The organism is Rhodospirillales bacterium, from assembly GCA_016710335.1.
Classification (GTDB): Bacteria; Pseudomonadota; Alphaproteobacteria; order Rhodospirillales; family Defluviicoccaceae; genus JADJXQ01.
In genome coordinates, this window is sequence record JADJXQ010000005.1 from 203557 (window position 1) to 218599 (window position 15043).

Genomic DNA, 15043 nt, shown 5'->3' on the forward strand with positions numbered 1-15043 from the left:
GATCTACTTGGCCGGCCGCGGCGGAAAGGGCCCGAGGGCGCCGCCGATCAACGCGTCGACCGGCACTTCCGTCTCGTCCTGCCAGTCGACGAACGTGGTCGCGGTGCCGCGCCAAATGGCGCGGCCGGTGGCGGCGTCGAAAATATCGACCGCAAGCACTTTCTCGGTGAAAGTTTCGAAGGTGGTCATGGGTGCATAATGCCAGCGGTATCGCCAGTCGTAGTAGGGGCCGTACGACGGATACCAGGTATGCATGACCCGCCGCAGGCGAACGTCGAGGGACAGGGAGACCGCCATGTCCGCCGGCTCGGCCTTGCGGAAGCCCTTGCTCGCCAACGTCGCCTCGACTGTGTCGCGAAGTCGCTGGGCAACCAGCGGTGAGAGGCGCGCATCGGCGCCGGCATCGGACCTTAGGAGGGGTTCGTCGTCCAGCCACCGATACGTGTGGTACTGGGAGAAGTCCGTCGATGCATCGAAGTCGGTGCTCGTCTCGATGGTGGAGCAGCCGGCCAGCGCCAGGAGAACACCCAGCGCCAGGAGAACATAAAGCATGGTCAGGCGCATGGACCTGAAGGCCGTGGCCCTCATTCGCAATCGTCGCGGCTCTGTCATCGCATCTGCCAGCTTAAACCCAACGCGGGTAGATCCATAGCGTCGGCGCGGGCGCCCCGGAGGCGATGCCCTTGATAGAGGACCGCGAAGTCGGCTAAGTGGAGGGCACGACGGAGCGAGGAACTGGAATGGCGCTGACCGAAACACCGATCTGCGACTTCGGCTGGAAAGCCGTCGATTTCAGCCTCTGCGATGCAGACGGGCGCACCTGTGCGCTCGCCGACGTTCGCGGCACGAAGGGCACGCTGGTCATGTTCATCTGCAATCACTGCCCTTACGTGCGGGCCGTGATCGACCGCATCGTCCGCGATGTGGCGGAGTTGCAGCCGAAAGGCATCGGCGCCATTGCGATCATGTCCAACGACTGGGAGCAATACCCCGAGGATGCACCAGACAAGATGAAACAGTTTGCCGACACCCACGGCTTCACCTTTCCCTATGTCATCGACCGCGATCAACAGGTGGCGCGGGCGTACGGCGCCGTCTGCACGCCCGACTTCTTCGGATTCAACGCCGATCTGGAATTGCAGTACCGGGGCCGGCTTGACTCGTCCCGCCGCGATCCGGCTGGACCGGACGCGCGGCGCGAGTTGTTCGAGGCGATGTGTGGAGTAGCGGAAACCGGGAAGGGTCCGGAGCAGCAGATCGCCAGCATGGGATGCTCGATCAAGTGGCGGGACGGCAGCGTCAAGGCCGCCGCCCGCCGCCTCATCCACAAAGTCGGCTTGTAGGTGCATTTTACAGCTATTGCAAAGGATCACCTTTGGCCGACCCTCCCCTCGATGATGGATTGATCCGCGAGATCGAAGAGGATCTTCGCGAAGAGAAGCTTGCCCGCCTGTGGAAGACGTACGGGAGCTGGATCATCGCCGCCTGCGTCGCGCTGGTGATCGGCGTGGCCGTGGGAGAAGCTTGGCAGTTCTACCGTGAAGGCGTCCGCGCCGAGGCTACGGAACGCTTCACACAGGCGCTGCGGCTTGCCGATGGCAGCCCGGCCGAGGCGCTGGAACAGCTCGACGCCTTGACAGAAGACGCGCCGGAGGGCCTGCAACTCCTCGCCCGGTTCCGAGCCGCAGCGCTGGCTGGTGAGATCGAAGACCCGGGCGCGGCCGCAACCGAGTATCAGAGCATGGCGGATGGGATCGACGATCAGCCGCTCTATCGGGATCTGGCGGTGATCCTGGCGACCATGAACGAGATGGCGGCGGGCGCCGCGCCTGATAACGCTGCGGCGCTGATCGAACGCCTCGAGCCTATCGATGCCGCCGATAACCCCTGGCGATTCACGGCGCGGGAACTGATCGCCCACCTCGCACTGCAGTCTGGCGATCCGACACGGGCGCGGGAGATGTTTCAGGGACTCGCCGATGATCCGCTGACACCCGCAGGTATTCGTGCGCGGGCCGGCGACATGCTGGCAGTGGTGTCGTGATGGCCAGAAACGCACATCCGGGTTCGAAGCGCCGCGTTGCGCTGACCGGCTTCGTAGTTCTCAGCGCCCTGTGGCTTGCGAACTGCGGCACCTGGTTCGGGGAACGCGACGATCAGGCCCTCCCGGGCGAGCGGATCACCGTCATGGTGCATGAACGGCGGGTGCAGCCCGACCCGACGCTTCAGGGAGTGCCGATCCAGCTGCCGCGGCCGGTGACCAACGCCGACTGGCCGCAATCCGGTGGCTACGCAAACCATGCCATGCATCACCTGTGGGTCGAGGATGACTTGCAGCGCGCCTGGAAGGTCGACGTCGGCGCTGCTGCCGACACCTCGCAGCCACGGCTGGCGCCGCCCATTGTCGCTGCCGGGCGACTTTACGCCATGGATGCCGAGCACACCGTCTCCGCCTTCGACGCGCAATCGGGCGAGCGGCTGTGGGAGACGGAACTGGCGCCCGATGACGAGGAGGACCTGATCCCCGGCGGCCTCGCCTTCGCGGACGGCCGCGTGTTCGTGACCACCGGTTTCGCGGACGTGCTGGCGCTCGACGCGGCGACCGGCGCGGAGCTCTGGCGCAGTCGCGTCGAGGCGCCGTTGCACGCCCCGCCGACCGCCGCCGGTGGACGCGTGTTCGCCATCGCCGTCACCAACACGTTGTACGCCTTCGATGCCGCCAGCGGCGTGGCGCTTTGGAACTACCGCGCCATTGCCGAACTAGCGGCGCTTGTCGGAGGGGCTGCGCCGGCGATCGACGGCGGTGTGGTCGTCGCGCCGTTTTCCTCCGGCGAACTCGTCGCACTGATCGCCGAGACCGGACAGGTGCTGTGGTCCGACTCGTTCGCATCGACGCGGCGCACCGACGAGATTGCCAACCTGGCGCAGATCCGTGGTGCACCGGTCATCGACCGCGGCCGGGTGTTCGCGGTCAGCTTCGGCGGCCTTGTTGCGGCCGTCGACCTTCGCACCGGGCGGCGCATCTGGGATCAGGACATCGGCGGCACAGAACGCCCGTGGGTGGCGGGCGATTACATCTATCTGATCAGCAAGAGCAACGAACTCGTCTGCCTCAACCGGGACTCGGGGGGCGTGCATTGGATCGCCCCCCTGCCGGCCTTCGAGGACGAGGAGGACCTGGAGGATCCCATCTTCTGGGCGGGACCGGTGCTGGCTGGGGATAGACTGGTCGTGGTCGGCTCCAACGAGGAGATCCTGACCATCAGCCCTTATACGGGAGACTATCTGGGCAGGGTGGACGCCTCCGCGCCAATCTCGGTGGCGCCGGTGGTTGCCGGCGGCAGCCTTTACGTCCTGAGCGACGACGCGGATCTCCACGCCTTCCGCTGACCCCGCCGCCGCACCTGGGAGACGCGAGATGCTGACCGTGGCGATCGTCGGTCGCCCCAACGTTGGGAAATCGACGCTGTTCAACCGGCTGGTCGGCAGACGCATGGCGATCGTCAGCGACACGCCCGGCGTCACCCGTGACCGCAGAATGGGAGAGGCGCGCCTCGGCGGGCTGCGCTTTACGGTAATCGACACGGCCGGCCTCGACGACGTGCCGTCGAGCGAGCTGGAAACCGCGATGCAGACCCAGACGGAGCGCGCTCTGGACGAGGCGGACGTGGCGTTGCTGTTGATCGATGCCCGCATCGGGCTGACCCCGCTCGACAGCCATTTCGCCAATCTTCTCCGCCGCCGAGGGACGCCGGTCATCCTCGTCGCCAACAAGTGCGAAGGCCGCGGCGGCGCCGGCGGACTTATGGACGCCTTCGCGCTCGGTCTCGGCGAACCGGTGGGACTCTCCGCCGAACATGGCGAAGGCATGGGCGAGCTTTACGACGCTTTGGCGCCGTACGACTCGGCGCCTGGCGAACCTCAAGTCGCGGAAGACGCCGACGCTGAGGATGAGGCGGCGCCGCTGCAGCTCGCAGTGGTCGGGCGCCCCAACGTTGGCAAGTCGACCCTGGTCAATCGCCTGCTCGGAGAGGAGCGACTGGTCACCAGCCCCGAGGCTGGCACCACGCGGGACGCCATCGCGGTGTCATGGGCGTATCAAGGGCAGCAGGTCCGACTCATCGACACCGCCGGTCTGCGGCGCAAGGCACGGGTGCGGGAGGCGTTGGAGGATGCATCGATCGCCGACGCGCTGCGGGCGGTCCGCTTTGCCCATGTTGTGGTCCTGGTCCTCGACGCGACGCAAGGCCTGGAAAAGCAGGATCTGACCATCGCCCGGATGATCGCCGAGGAGGGCCGGGCGCCGGTGCTCGCCGTGAACAAGTGGGATCTGGTCGAGCATCACGCCGGCGTCTTGGGAAGCTTGCGCGACCGCCTGGAAACATCGCTGCCGCAAGTGCGCGGCATCCGCTTCGTCACGCTCTCGGCGCTCACCGGTCGTGGCGTGAACCGACTGCTGCCGGAAGTGTTGGACGCGTACCGCAAGTGGAACCTGCGCATCGGCACCGGGCCCCTGAACCGCTGGCTCCAGGAGATGACGGAGCGCCATCCGCCGCCGCTCGCAGCCGGGCGCCGCATCAAGATCCGCTATGCCACCCAGATCAAGGCGCGGCCGCCGACCTTCATCCTGTTCGCCAGCCGTCCCGAGGACCTGCCCGAGGACTATCTTCGCTATCTGGCCGGCGGCTTGCGCGACCAGTTCGGCCTTACCGGCGTTCCGGTCCGCGTGTTCCCCCGTAAAGGCAAGAACCCATATGCGCCCTGAACCCGGCCCTGACGATCAGGCCGTTTCCAGCAGTTGGCGCGCCCCGGTTTTCTGCTCCCACGCGTAGGCGGTGCGGACGATGAAACCGAGGTCGTCGTAGCGGGGCCGCCAGCACAGCGTTTTCTTGATGCGGCTCGGATCAGCGACCAGCTTTTCCGGATCCCCAGGTCGGCGCGGAGCGCCGCGAATGTCCAGCCTGGTGCCGCTTTCCTTCTGTACCTCAGTCAACACCTCCCGCACCGAATAGCCGTGCCCGTAGCCACAATTGGCGATGAAGCTCTCGCCGGCGTTGATGAGGTGGTCCAGAGCCAGCACGTGCGCTTCAGCAAGATCGCTTACGTGGATGTAGTCGCGGATGCAGGTCCCGTCCGGCGTGTCATAGTCCTCGCCGAACACGTCGATGTGCCGGCGGGCGCCGGTCGCGGCCTCGCACGCCACCTTGATCAGATGCGTCGCCAGCGGGGTCGATTGTCCGGTGCGGCCCATCGGATCCGCCCCTGCTACGTTGAAGTAGCGGAGCGCGGCGAAGGCGAAGGGATGTGCGGCGGCGACGTCGCGGAGCATCCATTCGGTCATCAGCTTGGACGACCCGTACGGATTGATCGGCTCGGTCGGCGCCTCTTCGTTGACCGGCACCTTGTCCGGCACCCCGTAGACGGCGGCGGTCGATGAGAACACGAAGTGGGAGACCCCGGTGTCGACGCACACGGCGATGAGGTTGCGGCTGTTGGCGGTATTGTTGCGGTAGTATTTGAGCGGGTCGCTGACCGACTCCGGCACCACGATGCTGCCGGCAAAATGGACCACGGCGCCGACGCGGTGCTCGGCGATCACGCTTGCCATCAGATCCATGTCGCCCACGTCGCCCTTCCTGAACGGGATGAACGACGGAACGAGGTTGCGACGCCCGGTGGAAAGATCATCGACGACCACCACCGGGTAGCCGGCATCGCTGAACGCCAGGACAGCGTGGCTGCCGATATAACCGGCGCCGCCGGTCACGAGAATGGTAGGCTTGCTGGTCATGGGCCCTCCGTCGACGTCATGCCGGCCGGCACCTTGATCGCTTGCAGGTGCGCCGGCCCTGGGTGGATGTCTCGCCGACCGCGTTCGGATGGTGCATGATTGCTCGCTAGCCTCACCACGGGAACACCGAACGCGGAAAACAGCGCTTCTTTCGTAGTATCTACAGATTTACACGGGATACGGCAACCAGAGATTTTTTCCACAACCGCAAGGCTGCATTCGCATGAGAACTGTAGCGTGACCGGCATGAGCAAGCCCCAGCCGATCGCACAGGCATTGCCGATACAGTGATCACAAAACTGGCCGCACGACAATGGAGTACACTAGCATGACGACGCTGCGCTGTCTGCTTCTCGCTGCGCTTGGACTGTCTCTCACGGCGGGTGCATCCCCGGCGGAGGAAATCGGTTCCGTCAGCACCGTCTGGAAGTTTCTGGGCCCGAACCACAAGATCGTCGTCGAGGCCTTCGACGATCCCGACATCCCCAACGTCTCGTGCTGGGTCAGCCGCCCACGGACAGGGGGGATGTCCGGCGCGGTGGGCCTTGCCGAGGACCCCTCGTACGGTTCGATCGCCTGTCGGCAGCGCGGGCCGATCGTTCTCAGCGACAATCTGCGCGATCAACTCGAAGAAGAGACCGAAGACGGGGGCGTCAAGGTGTTCAAGGCCCGCACCTCGGCGATCTTCAAGACGATCCAAGTGACCCGCATGTTCGACTCGAATCGCAACACCGTGCTCTATCTGATCTGGTCGGATCGCGTGGTCGAAGGCAGCCCGAAGAATTCTATCTCGGTCGTCGTCATCCAGCCGTGGGATCCCGATTCCTAGTGCACAGACCCATTCGATTGATTTCAGTCGAACTGGTCAGAGTGCGCACGAGAATCAAGAGGATACGTGCAGCGGTGCATTCTTCGAGTGGACCGCTGCACTAGCATTTACCCCTGACCCGGCAGCGGCCCGGCCGCTCGCGCTCACGGCCTTCGCGACAGCCGCGTGGCCGCTTCCGCGGTTTATCCCCAGATATTGTCGATTCGTCTACATATCGTGCTTGGCATGGTTGATAGCCCTGGATATGGTGAATGTCACAACATTTGGGGCTAAGCGCATCTTCCATAGGCGGATGCGGCGGCCTCGTCGGAGGCAAAGGGGAGGATCGACGGATGATGACCAACGACTGGACTCCCGAACGCACCGCGGCCCTGATGGCGCTCTGGGACGAAGACCTGTCCACCGCCGAAATCGGCCGCCGCCTTGGAATCACCAAGAATGCCGTGATCGGCAAAGTGCATCGCCTGGGACTGCAACAACGCCGCCCTTCCCCGAAGCCGAAGACCGAACCGCTCAACGTCCTGCGCCTCGATGCGCTTCGCGCCAACATGTGTTGCTGGCCGATCGGCGACCCCGGAGAGGAAAGTTTCCACTTCTGCGGAGACGACGTGGTCGAAGGCAAACCCTACTGCTCGCGACACTGCTCCCTCGCCTACGTCCGCCCCCGCGACCGCAGCTCCGTCGCGTGACGCCGCCGGCGCGAGGCTGCTCAAGCCGACTCGCTCCAAGTGCCGAGCATGCGGGCGTAAAGCCCCAGCGTCGCCGCAGCGATGGCCGAATCGGCATAGTGCGTCTCGGCCCGTGACCGCGCAGCCCGACCCATCGCGGCCGCCAACTCGGGCGCGGCAAGCAGACGGTCGATCGCATCGGCGAGTGCCGGCGCGTCCCGCGGCGCCACCAGAATGCCGGTTTCGCCATCGACCACAAGGTCGCGACAGCCGGGCACGTCGGTGGCAACGGCCGGCACCGCGGACGCCGCCGCTTCGAGCAGGCTTTTCGGCATGCCCTCCCGGTACGACGGCAGCACGGCGATGGTGCTTTCCGCCCACACCGCCGCAACATCGCTGCGGTAGCCATGCCATTCCAGCACCCCTTCGGCGACCCACCCCTGCAGCTCCTGCGGCGACAGGGACTGCGGGTTCTCCGGGTCGGTCGGGCCGACGAGGATGATGCGCACCTCGCGTCCGCGACGTTTCAGAAGGCGCGCCGCGTCGGCCAGCTCCCGAAGCCCCTTGTCGGCCAGCATGCGCCCGACATAGGTGACGATCGGCACCCCGTCCGGAGGTGGCGGCGGTCGCGGCTCGAAGCGCCGGATGTCGACGCCAGAGCCCGGAATCAGCGCGATCCGCTCCGCCGGCGCCAAATGCCGCCGCAGCGCCATGGCTTCGTCGTCCCGGTTCTGAACGATGAGCGCGGCGCCGGTGAGGCGGTCGAGCACCCGCAGCGCCGCGAGCACGAGGTTCCGCAGCAGCCGGGCGTCCGGGCGGTCGCTGGTGAACAGGGAGCCCAGGCCGGTCAAGGCGTTGACCACGTGGCGCGGACGGGCCCACAGCGCGGCGATCGACCCCAACAGGCACATTTTCAGGTTGACGTGGTGAACCACATCCGGCCGCTCGCGGCGACAGGTGCGGGCGATGTCGCGGATGGTTGAAAGCGCCCCGAACGGATTGCGGCTGCCGCGGCGGAGCCGGAGCGGGATCGCCCGGAACCCCTCCGCGGCGATCGCATCGGCGTGGTCGTTGAGGCGGGTCAGGACAACCAAATCCATCCCGGATTCCCGAGCCGCCCGGGCGATGGGCAGGCGGTGTGAGCAGAAGTACCAGTCCTCCGACACCAGGTAGAGGATCTTCGCGCCCTCAAGCGAGCTCACGACGACGCCGTCCTCTGCAACGCGTCCGTCCGCAACGGCTTCCGAAGCACCAGGGTCTGCCAGTCCGCGCGCGTGATCCGCCGCACCAGGATCAACCCGCGGCTGCGATAGGCGGACAGCACCCGCTGACCGTCGGCGGGAACAAAGCCCGACAGGATCAGGTGGCCGCCCGGCGCCAGATGGCGGATGACGCCGCCAGCCAGCAAGCAGAGCGGCCGCGCCAGGATGTTGGCGGCGATCACGTCATAGGGAGCGCTGCAACGAACCGCCGCCGCCGCCAAGGGCCCGATTGACCCTCGACGGGCCCTGCCGCCGGCCGAGGTCGTCGATCGCCATCAGGCAGCCGGCGGTGGTCCCGTGGTGGCCGGAGCCGAAGGCCGTGGCCGCGTCGACCCGGAGCCCGATGCTTCCTGCCGGCGCCGGTTCGGCGATGTGCGAGCCGTACACAAAGAAACGGCCGATCCGGATCGGCGGGAAGTCCTGGCGGTTGGCGGCGAGCCAGTCGGTCGCCGGCAGCCGGGCGATATGGACATGCGGCGGCTCCATGCCCGCGCTCGCCGCAGCGACCGCCACCGCCACATCGAGGCTTGGGCGGTCCGGCTCCCGGTCCGCAAGCGCCTCCACGGACCACCCGCCGCCATCGGCCCCGAACCAGGAGACCGACCTGCAGTAGCGGTCGAGGGCGGCCGTGACCGCATCGAGCGCCGGCTCCGGCACCTGCAGCGCGATACGCCAGAGGGGAGGCGCCGGATCCACGGTCAGCGAGCAGCGCGCCGCTCGACGCCGATCGGCAGGGACGCCGCCCGCGCCATCTCGGGGCGCTGCAACATGGAAGGATCGGCAACAACATCAAGGAAGAAGTCGGTGCTATCCAGGCCCCAGAACACCGCGTCGTCGTAGAAGAACGTGGGCACGCCGAACACGCCGGCGGCGATCGCCGCGTCGCCGTTGGCGCGCAGGGTTGTCCGCACCTCCTCCGCGTCGATCCGCGGGTCGTCGGGGTCGACGGACACCCGCCGACACAGTCGGCGCCAGCCGCCATCGTCGTCCGGTAGCTCCCCTTGCTCCCAGATGGCCCGGAAAATGGCGAAGGCTGAGGCGCGATCACTGTCCAAGGCTACTGCGAGCCGCAGCGCCCGCAGCGGGTTGAACGGATGGACTGATGGCAGCCGAAACGGCGCCTTCATCCGCTCCGCCAACCACTGGACGTGCCGGTAGGTATGGATCCGCTTCGGCGCGAGCTCGGCGGGACCGATGTTACCCCAATGCTTGAGCAGGCCGGCGAACAGCACCGGTCGCAAGCGGATGTCGAGATCCGTCGGCAAATCCCCGAAGCGGAACGTCTGCAGGTAGGCGTAGGGCGAGACGAAGTCGAAATACCAGTCGGCGGTGCGCATGGAGCGCCTCACGCCGCTTCGACGAAGCTGTGGATGATTCTCTTGGCGCCGGCCTTGTCGAACGCGATGTCGAGCTTGTCGCCGTCGATGGCGGCGACGTGGCCGTAGCCGAACTTCTGATGGAACACCCGCTGGCCTACGGAGAACGGGTGTCGCGGCGCCGGCCGCGCAGCAGTCGTGAACGCCGCCGCAGGCGCCATCGCGCGCTGCAGCCGCGCCCGGCCCGGTGACACATCGTCCCAGCGAGGCGCGTCCAAGGCATCGAACCCGTCCCGCCGCCGCGATGGCGCGCCCATGCCATCTGCGGCCACGGCTTCGACGTGCTCGTCCGGCAGTTCGCCGATGAAACGAGACGGACTGGCGTGCTGCCAATAGCCGTAGACGTTGCGGTTGGCGGCATAGGAAATGACCGCCCGGCGGCGCGCACGTGTCAAGCCGACGTACGCCAGGCGGCGCTCTTCTTCCAGTCCGGCCGTCCCGCCCTCGTCGAGCGCACGCTGATGGGGAAACAGGCCCTCCTCCCAGCCGGGCAGGAACACGATGTCGAACTCCAGCCCCTTGGCGGCGTGCAGGGTCATCAACGAGACTTTTTCGTCCGTCGCCGCCTGGTCGTTGTCCATCACCAGGCTGATGTGCTCAAGGAAGCCGACCAGGGTGTCGAACTCACCGATCGCGGCGACCAACTCCTTTAGGTTCTCGAGGCGGCCCGGCGCCTCCGGACTGCGATCCCGTTGCCACATGCCGGTGTAGCCGGACTCATCCAGGATCTGTGCCGTCAGTTCCGCATGGGGCGTCGTGGAGAGCAGCGAGCGCCAATCGGCGGCGGCCGCCAGGAACTTCCGAAGGGCGGTGCGCGCCGCCGGTTTCAGTTCGTCGGTTTCGACCAGACGCGCCGCCGCGACGATCAGCGGCAGTCCCTCGGCGCGGGCCAGCCGGTGGAGGCTCTAGCAACGTCGCCGCCCCCAGGCCTCGCTTCGGCACGTTGACGATGCGCTCGAACGCCAGGTCATCATCCGGCTGCACCACCACGCGGAGATAGGCGATGGCGTCGCGGATCTCCTGGCGTTCGTAGAAGCGGAGCCCGCCGATCACCCGGTAGGGAATGCCGATCTTGACGAGACGCTCCTCGAACTCGCGGGTCTGGAAGCCGGCGCGCACCAGCAACGCCATGTCCTTCAGGGAATGACCCCGACGCTGCAAAGACTCGATTTCATCCGACACGAAGCGCGCTTCGTCCTCGCCGTCCCAGGTGCCGCGCACCACCACCTGCTCGCCTTCATCGAGATGGGTGCGGAGCGTCTTGCCAAGCCGGCTGGCGTTGTTGGCGATCAGGCCGGAGGCGGCGCCGAGGATGTGCGGCGTCGAGCGGTAGTTGTGCTCGAGTCGGATCACCCGCGCGCCCGGGAAGTCCTGCTCAAAACGCAGGATGTTGCCGACTTCGGCGCCGCGCCACGAATAGATCGACTGATCGTCATCGCCGACGCAGCAGATGTTGTGGTGAGCCTGGGCGAGAGCTCTCAACCACAAGTACTGGGCGACGTTGGTGTCCTGGTATTCGTCCACCAGGAGATACCGGAACTGGCCCTGATAGCGGCCGATGATCGCCGGATCTGCTCGGAACGCGGTCAGGCAGTGGAGCAACAGGTCGCCGAAGTCGGCGGCGTTGACCGCCCGCAGGCGCTGCTGGTAGGCGTGGTAGAGAGCGAGCGCCTTGCCGTCCACCGCCTCCGCGCCTTCTGCCGGCGACACCCGGTCCGGCGTCAAGCCGCGGTCCTTCCAGCGCTGGATGATGCCCAGCACCACCCGCGGCGGCGACTGCTTCGCGTCGATGCGGTGCGCCTCCAGCAACTGCTTGACCAGGCGGAGCTGGTCGTCGGCGTCGAGGATGGTGAAGTTGGGCTTGAGACCGACCGTCTCGGCGTGGGCGCGCAGCATGCGGGCGGCAATGGCGTGGAACGTGCCGACCCACCAGCCTTCGACCGGCCGCTGCAGCAACTCGGCCACCCGCTCCCGCATTTCTCTCGCCGCCTTGTTGGTGAAGGTCACGGCCAGCATCTGCCAAGGCTTCGCCTTGCCAAGCGACAGGATGTGGGCGAGGCGAGTTGTCAGCACCCGGGTCTTGCCGGTCCCGGCTCCGGCCAGCACCAGCACCGGTCCGTCGACGGCCTCGACGGCCTCCCTCTGGCCCGGGTTGAGGGCTTGCAGATGATCCAGCGGCAGGAGCGGCGGCGGGGTTGACCGCGCCGGCGGCCCATCGGACAGTTCGAAGGGATCGGCCATGCCGCCCTTATACCACCGTCGCCACGGCGCGCTGACGCTGTATTTGGAACCGGCGATTTTTCAAACGGCTGGAGAGCGCCCATCGCCGCACCGCCCCCTTCGAAGGGGCGACGATTCCCCGGAGGCGCGGCGCCTCCGGGGCGGATATTCAAGGCGAAACGGTTCGGTTACGTGTGCCGGCGTTTGGCAATGAGACGGTAGGCAATCAGCAGCAGGATGGCGCCGAGGACGGCGATCACGAAGCTTCCGATGTTGAACCCATCGACCCCGCCCCAGCCCAGGGCGCTGGCGATGAAGCCGCCGACGACGGCGCCAGCGATGCCGAGAAGAATGGACACGATGAAACCACCCGGGTCCTTGCCCGGCATGATCAACTTGGCGATGACCCCTGCGATGAGGCCGAATACGATCCAGCTCAAAATTCCCATGACACCCCTCGTCCTGGTAAGCGCCTCTCGTCTCTGCGAGCGCGTTGAACACATGATGCTTCAGCTTACAGAACCCCGAGTGCTCGAAATAGTTCCAGCCTCTACCGCCACTAGCGGCCGACGACGCTCCAGCCGCGGTTGCGCATGCACTTTATGACGATGTCCTGACGATTGCGGTTGGACGAATGGGCGCTGCTGGCGCCGCCGGTCAGCGCTCCTGTCGATGCGCCGAGAGCGGCGCCGGTCCCGGCATTGCCAGTGAAGGCGCCGATGATCGCTCCGCCGGCGGCGCCGAGGGCTGCGCCGACCGCCGCGCCCCCGGCCCCGTCCGCCACCTGATTTCGCTGTGCGCCCAGGTCCTGGCACTGCGCCAGGTCGATCTCGTAACGGGCGGGATCCTTGCCGCGCGAGCCGTGGACGTCGACGACCGGGCGATAATCGGAATCCGCATAGCCGCCGGTGCAGGCCGCCGTAACGACGGCCATGGCGAACAGGGCAGATGCTTTCAACATGTTCGAGCCTCACGTGATGGAAGGAAGTGGCGGCCATGGTGCAGCCGCCACCTGAACCTACGCCCGACATGGTTATGGAAACGCTAAAGGCCTCCTTGCGTCCGGGTGCGGTCCGAGGGTACCTTTTCGCAGGTGCAATATGACAGGCTTTGCAGCCCTGTAAGGATCAAGGGGAGAACATCCATGTCCAAGTCCGCCCGCCCGCGCCGCAGCGTCCTCTACATGCCCGGCTCCAATGCCCGAGCCTTGGAAAAGGCCAAGGGCATCGCCGCTGACGCTCTTATTCTCGACCTGGAAGACGCGGTCGCGCCCGACGCCAAGGACACCGCACGTCTGCAGGTTTGCCAGGCGGTGAAGGACGGCGGCTATGGCATGCGCGAGTTGATCATTCGCGTCAACACCTTGGCGACGCCGTGGGGCTACGAGGACATCGCCGCCGCCGCGCGCACCGGCGCCGACGCCATCCTGCTTCCGAAGGTGGAGAGCGCCGACGCCGTCCGCCAGTTGGAGGCCATCATGGTCGCCAATGGCGCACCGGACGACATGGCGATCTGGGCGATGATGGAGACGCCCCGCAGCATCATCCAGGCGGAAGCCATTGCCACTGCGTCCCACCGCATGGAATGCCTGGTGATGGGCACCTCCGATCTCGCCAAGGAGCTAAATTGCGTCCACACCCGCGAACGGCTGCCGATGATCGTCTCCCTCGGGCGCTGCCTGTTGGCGGCACGCGCCTATGGGCTCGCAATCGTCGACGGCGTCTACCTGGACCTCAACGACGACGAGGGCTTCGCGTATTCCTGCCGCCAGGGGGTGGAACTGGGCTTCGACGGCAAGACCTTGATCCATCCCAAGACCGTCACCGCCTGCAACGAGGCATTCTCCCCGCAACCGAAGGACGTGGTGTGGTCGCGCAAGATCATCGACGCTTTCGAACATGCGACGGCCCGCGGCGAAGGGGTCGTCGTGGTCGACGGCAAGCTGGTCGAGAACCTCCACGTCGCCGGCGCCAAGCGCCTCGTCGCCATGGCCGAAGCGATCGAAGCAATGGAGAAGGCCCAGTAGCGGCTCTGGCGAGGCTCTATGCCGTCTCGGCCGTCGCCGTCATCGCGGGGCGGCCGTCCGGTCCGTGCGCTTCCAGCATGATGCGTCCGGCGTCGTTCGGCGTGGCCGCAACGCGGAACGGCGCCAGGTCGAACAGCGGCGCACGGCCACGGAACTCGAAGCCGGCGACGGCGCCATCCGTGTGGCCACGGACCAGTTCCATCAACAGGATGGCCGTCAGCGGACCGTGCACTACCAGCCCCGGATAGCCCTCGACATCGGTGGCGTAGGGCCGGTCATAGTGGATGCGGTGGGCGTTGAAGGTGATCGCCGAGAACCGGAACAGCAGCGCCGGATCAGGCTGCACCATGCGCGACCGGGCGCCTTGGTCCAACGCCGGAAGCTCTGCGGGTTGCGGCGCCGGCACCGGCGCCCCCGGCTCGCGGTAGACGATGTCCTGCTCCTCCTCGATGCACACCTGGCCATCCTGGCGGAACGTGTAGCCCACCGTGACGAACATCAGCCGGCCGCTGCGGCCCGACTTGTCGGCGATGCTGCGGATCGTGCCTTCACGGGTCGCCGGCCGGCCGATGCTGAGCGATCTGTGAAAGCGCATCCGCGCGCCGGCGAACATGCGCCGCGGCAGATCGATGGGCGGCATGAAACCGCCCTTTTCCGGATGACCGTCCGCGCCGATCCGGGACTGCGGCGCGCGCGGCAGGAAATAGAACCACTGCCACACCGGCGGCAGCGGTGCACCCGCAGCGAAGTTGCCGCCCGGATCGTCCAGAGTTGCCGCGACGCGCAGCGCCGCGGCAGGTGAGAGATCGTCCTCGGTTGTCTCGGTGGCGCCGATCCAATCGGCGTAGGGCGTCGCGGCGCCGGTCATGCC

16 protein-coding genes and 1 pseudogene are annotated in these 15043 nt (G+C 66.7%); 7 read left to right on the forward strand and 10 right to left on the reverse strand.

Going from position 1 to position 15043, the window contains the following annotated elements; all coding sequences use genetic code 11:
- Positions 1-3 precede the first annotated feature (3 nt).
- On the reverse strand, positions 4-552 hold the full coding sequence (locus IPM60_10655) for a DUF4136 domain-containing protein (protein MBK8908340.1): 549 nt from the start codon (positions 550-552) through the stop codon (positions 4-6).
- Positions 553-740: 188 nt separating this feature from the next.
- On the opposite strand from IPM60_10655, the gene IPM60_10660 reads away from it, so the two are divergent.
- From IPM60_10660 to der, 4 genes are read left to right on the forward strand one after another with little or no spacing between them, the layout of a single operon-like run.
- Entirely contained in the window at positions 741-1343 is a 603-nt protein-coding gene (locus IPM60_10660) for a thioredoxin family protein (GenBank protein ID MBK8908341.1), read from the forward strand.
- A gap of 32 nt (positions 1344-1375) precedes the next feature.
- Complete coding sequence (locus tag IPM60_10665) at positions 1376-2044, forward strand: tetratricopeptide repeat protein (GenBank protein MBK8908342.1); 669 nt, start codon at positions 1376-1378, stop codon at positions 2042-2044.
- Positions 2044-3390, forward strand: coding sequence for a PQQ-binding-like beta-propeller repeat protein (locus IPM60_10670; protein MBK8908343.1), 1347 nt, complete (start codon positions 2044-2046; stop codon positions 3388-3390). The genes IPM60_10665 and IPM60_10670 overlap by 1 nt, the downstream gene beginning before the upstream one ends.
- Before the next feature lie 28 nt (positions 3391-3418).
- A complete protein-coding gene (gene der / locus IPM60_10675) occupies positions 3419-4765 on the forward strand; it encodes a ribosome biogenesis GTPase Der (protein MBK8908344.1) in 1347 nt (448 codons plus the stop codon).
- Between the two features lie 15 nt (positions 4766-4780).
- Here the strand turns inward: der and galE are convergent, their stop codons facing one another.
- Positions 4781-5791, reverse strand: a complete 1011-nt coding sequence (galE, locus tag IPM60_10680; GenBank protein ID MBK8908345.1) for a UDP-glucose 4-epimerase GalE — start codon at positions 5789-5791, stop codon at positions 4781-4783.
- A 328-nt stretch (positions 5792-6119) separates the two neighbouring features.
- On the opposite strand from galE, the gene IPM60_10685 reads away from it, so the two are divergent.
- Both IPM60_10685 and IPM60_10690 read left to right on the forward strand, forming a co-directional pair.
- Positions 6120-6620, forward strand: coding sequence for a CreA family protein (locus tag IPM60_10685; GenBank protein MBK8908346.1), 501 nt, complete (start codon positions 6120-6122; stop codon positions 6618-6620).
- A gap of 335 nt (positions 6621-6955) precedes the next feature.
- On the forward strand, positions 6956-7309 hold the full coding sequence (locus tag IPM60_10690) for a global cell cycle regulator GcrA-like protein (protein ID MBK8908347.1): 354 nt from the start codon (positions 6956-6958) through the stop codon (positions 7307-7309).
- Positions 7310-7329: 20 nt separating this feature from the next.
- Here IPM60_10690 and IPM60_10695 read toward each other — a convergent pair whose 3' ends face one another.
- The 7 genes and pseudogenes from IPM60_10695 to IPM60_10725 form a co-directional block, all read right to left on the reverse strand.
- A complete protein-coding gene (locus tag IPM60_10695) occupies positions 7330-8490 on the reverse strand; it encodes a glycosyltransferase family 4 protein (protein ID MBK8908348.1) in 1161 nt (386 codons plus the stop codon).
- A complete protein-coding gene (locus IPM60_10700; protein MBK8908349.1) occupies positions 8487-8732 on the reverse strand; it encodes a 50S ribosomal protein L11 methyltransferase in 246 nt (81 codons plus the stop codon). Before IPM60_10700 ends, IPM60_10695 begins: the two co-directional genes overlap by 4 nt.
- A gap of 1 nt (position 8733) precedes the next feature.
- Complete coding sequence (locus IPM60_10705; GenBank protein ID MBK8908350.1) at positions 8734-9246, reverse strand: 50S ribosomal protein L11 methyltransferase; 513 nt, start codon at positions 9244-9246, stop codon at positions 8734-8736.
- 2 nt (positions 9247-9248) lie between these two features.
- Complete coding sequence (locus IPM60_10710; GenBank protein MBK8908351.1) at positions 9249-9887, reverse strand: 2-hydroxychromene-2-carboxylate isomerase; 639 nt, start codon at positions 9885-9887, stop codon at positions 9249-9251.
- Between the two features lie 8 nt (positions 9888-9895).
- Positions 9896-12167: pseudogene (locus IPM60_10715) on the reverse strand (UvrD-helicase domain-containing protein).
- Between the two features lie 167 nt (positions 12168-12334).
- A complete protein-coding gene (locus IPM60_10720; GenBank protein MBK8908352.1) occupies positions 12335-12595 on the reverse strand; it encodes a GlsB/YeaQ/YmgE family stress response membrane protein in 261 nt (86 codons plus the stop codon).
- A 110-nt stretch (positions 12596-12705) separates the two neighbouring features.
- Positions 12706-13080, reverse strand: a complete 375-nt coding sequence (locus IPM60_10725) for a hypothetical protein (GenBank protein ID MBK8908353.1) — start codon at positions 13078-13080, stop codon at positions 12706-12708.
- Positions 13081-13290: 210 nt separating this feature from the next.
- Here IPM60_10725 and IPM60_10730 point away from each other — a divergent pair, with 210 nt between their 5' ends.
- Positions 13291-14172 (forward strand): CoA ester lyase, encoded by an 882-nt coding sequence (locus IPM60_10730; GenBank protein ID MBK8908354.1) that lies wholly within the window; start codon positions 13291-13293, stop codon positions 14170-14172.
- A 16-nt stretch (positions 14173-14188) separates the two neighbouring features.
- Here the strand turns inward: IPM60_10730 and IPM60_10735 are convergent, their stop codons facing one another.
- On the reverse strand, positions 14189-15040 hold the full coding sequence (locus tag IPM60_10735; protein ID MBK8908355.1) for a MaoC family dehydratase N-terminal domain-containing protein: 852 nt from the start codon (positions 15038-15040) through the stop codon (positions 14189-14191).
- Positions 15041-15043: the final 3 nt, after the last annotated feature.

Excerpts from the sequence above, each read along its gene's own strand:
- IPM60_10720 (MBK8908352.1), bottom strand. The coding sequence starts at position 12,595 with ATGGGAATTTTGAGCTGGATCGTATTCGGCCTCATCGCAGGGGTCATC.
- IPM60_10660 (MBK8908341.1), top strand. The coding sequence starts at position 741 with ATGGCGCTGACCGAAACACCGATCTGCGACTTCGGCTGGAAAGCCGTC.
- IPM60_10685 (MBK8908346.1), top strand. The coding sequence starts at position 6,120 with ATGACGACGCTGCGCTGTCTGCTTCTCGCTGCGCTTGGACTGTCTCTC.
- galE (MBK8908345.1), bottom strand. The coding sequence starts at position 5,791 with ATGACCAGCAAGCCTACCATTCTCGTGACCGGCGGCGCCGGTTATATC.
- IPM60_10670 (MBK8908343.1), top strand. The coding sequence starts at position 2,044 with ATGGCCAGAAACGCACATCCGGGTTCGAAGCGCCGCGTTGCGCTGACC.
- der (MBK8908344.1), top strand. The coding sequence starts at position 3,419 with ATGCTGACCGTGGCGATCGTCGGTCGCCCCAACGTTGGGAAATCGACG.
- IPM60_10735 (MBK8908355.1), bottom strand. The coding sequence starts at position 15,040 with ATGACCGGCGCCGCGACGCCCTACGCCGATTGGATCGGCGCCACCGAG.
- IPM60_10710 (MBK8908351.1), bottom strand. The coding sequence starts at position 9,887 with ATGCGCACCGCCGACTGGTATTTCGACTTCGTCTCGCCCTACGCCTAC.
- IPM60_10725 (MBK8908353.1), bottom strand. The coding sequence starts at position 13,080 with ATGGCCGTCGTTACGGCGGCCTGCACCGGCGGCTATGCGGATTCCGAT.
- IPM60_10690 (MBK8908347.1), top strand. The coding sequence starts at position 6,956 with ATGACCAACGACTGGACTCCCGAACGCACCGCGGCCCTGATGGCGCTC.
- IPM60_10730 (MBK8908354.1), top strand. The coding sequence starts at position 13,291 with ATGTCCAAGTCCGCCCGCCCGCGCCGCAGCGTCCTCTACATGCCCGGC.
- IPM60_10655 (MBK8908340.1), bottom strand. The coding sequence starts at position 552 with ATGCTTTATGTTCTCCTGGCGCTGGGTGTTCTCCTGGCGCTGGCCGGC.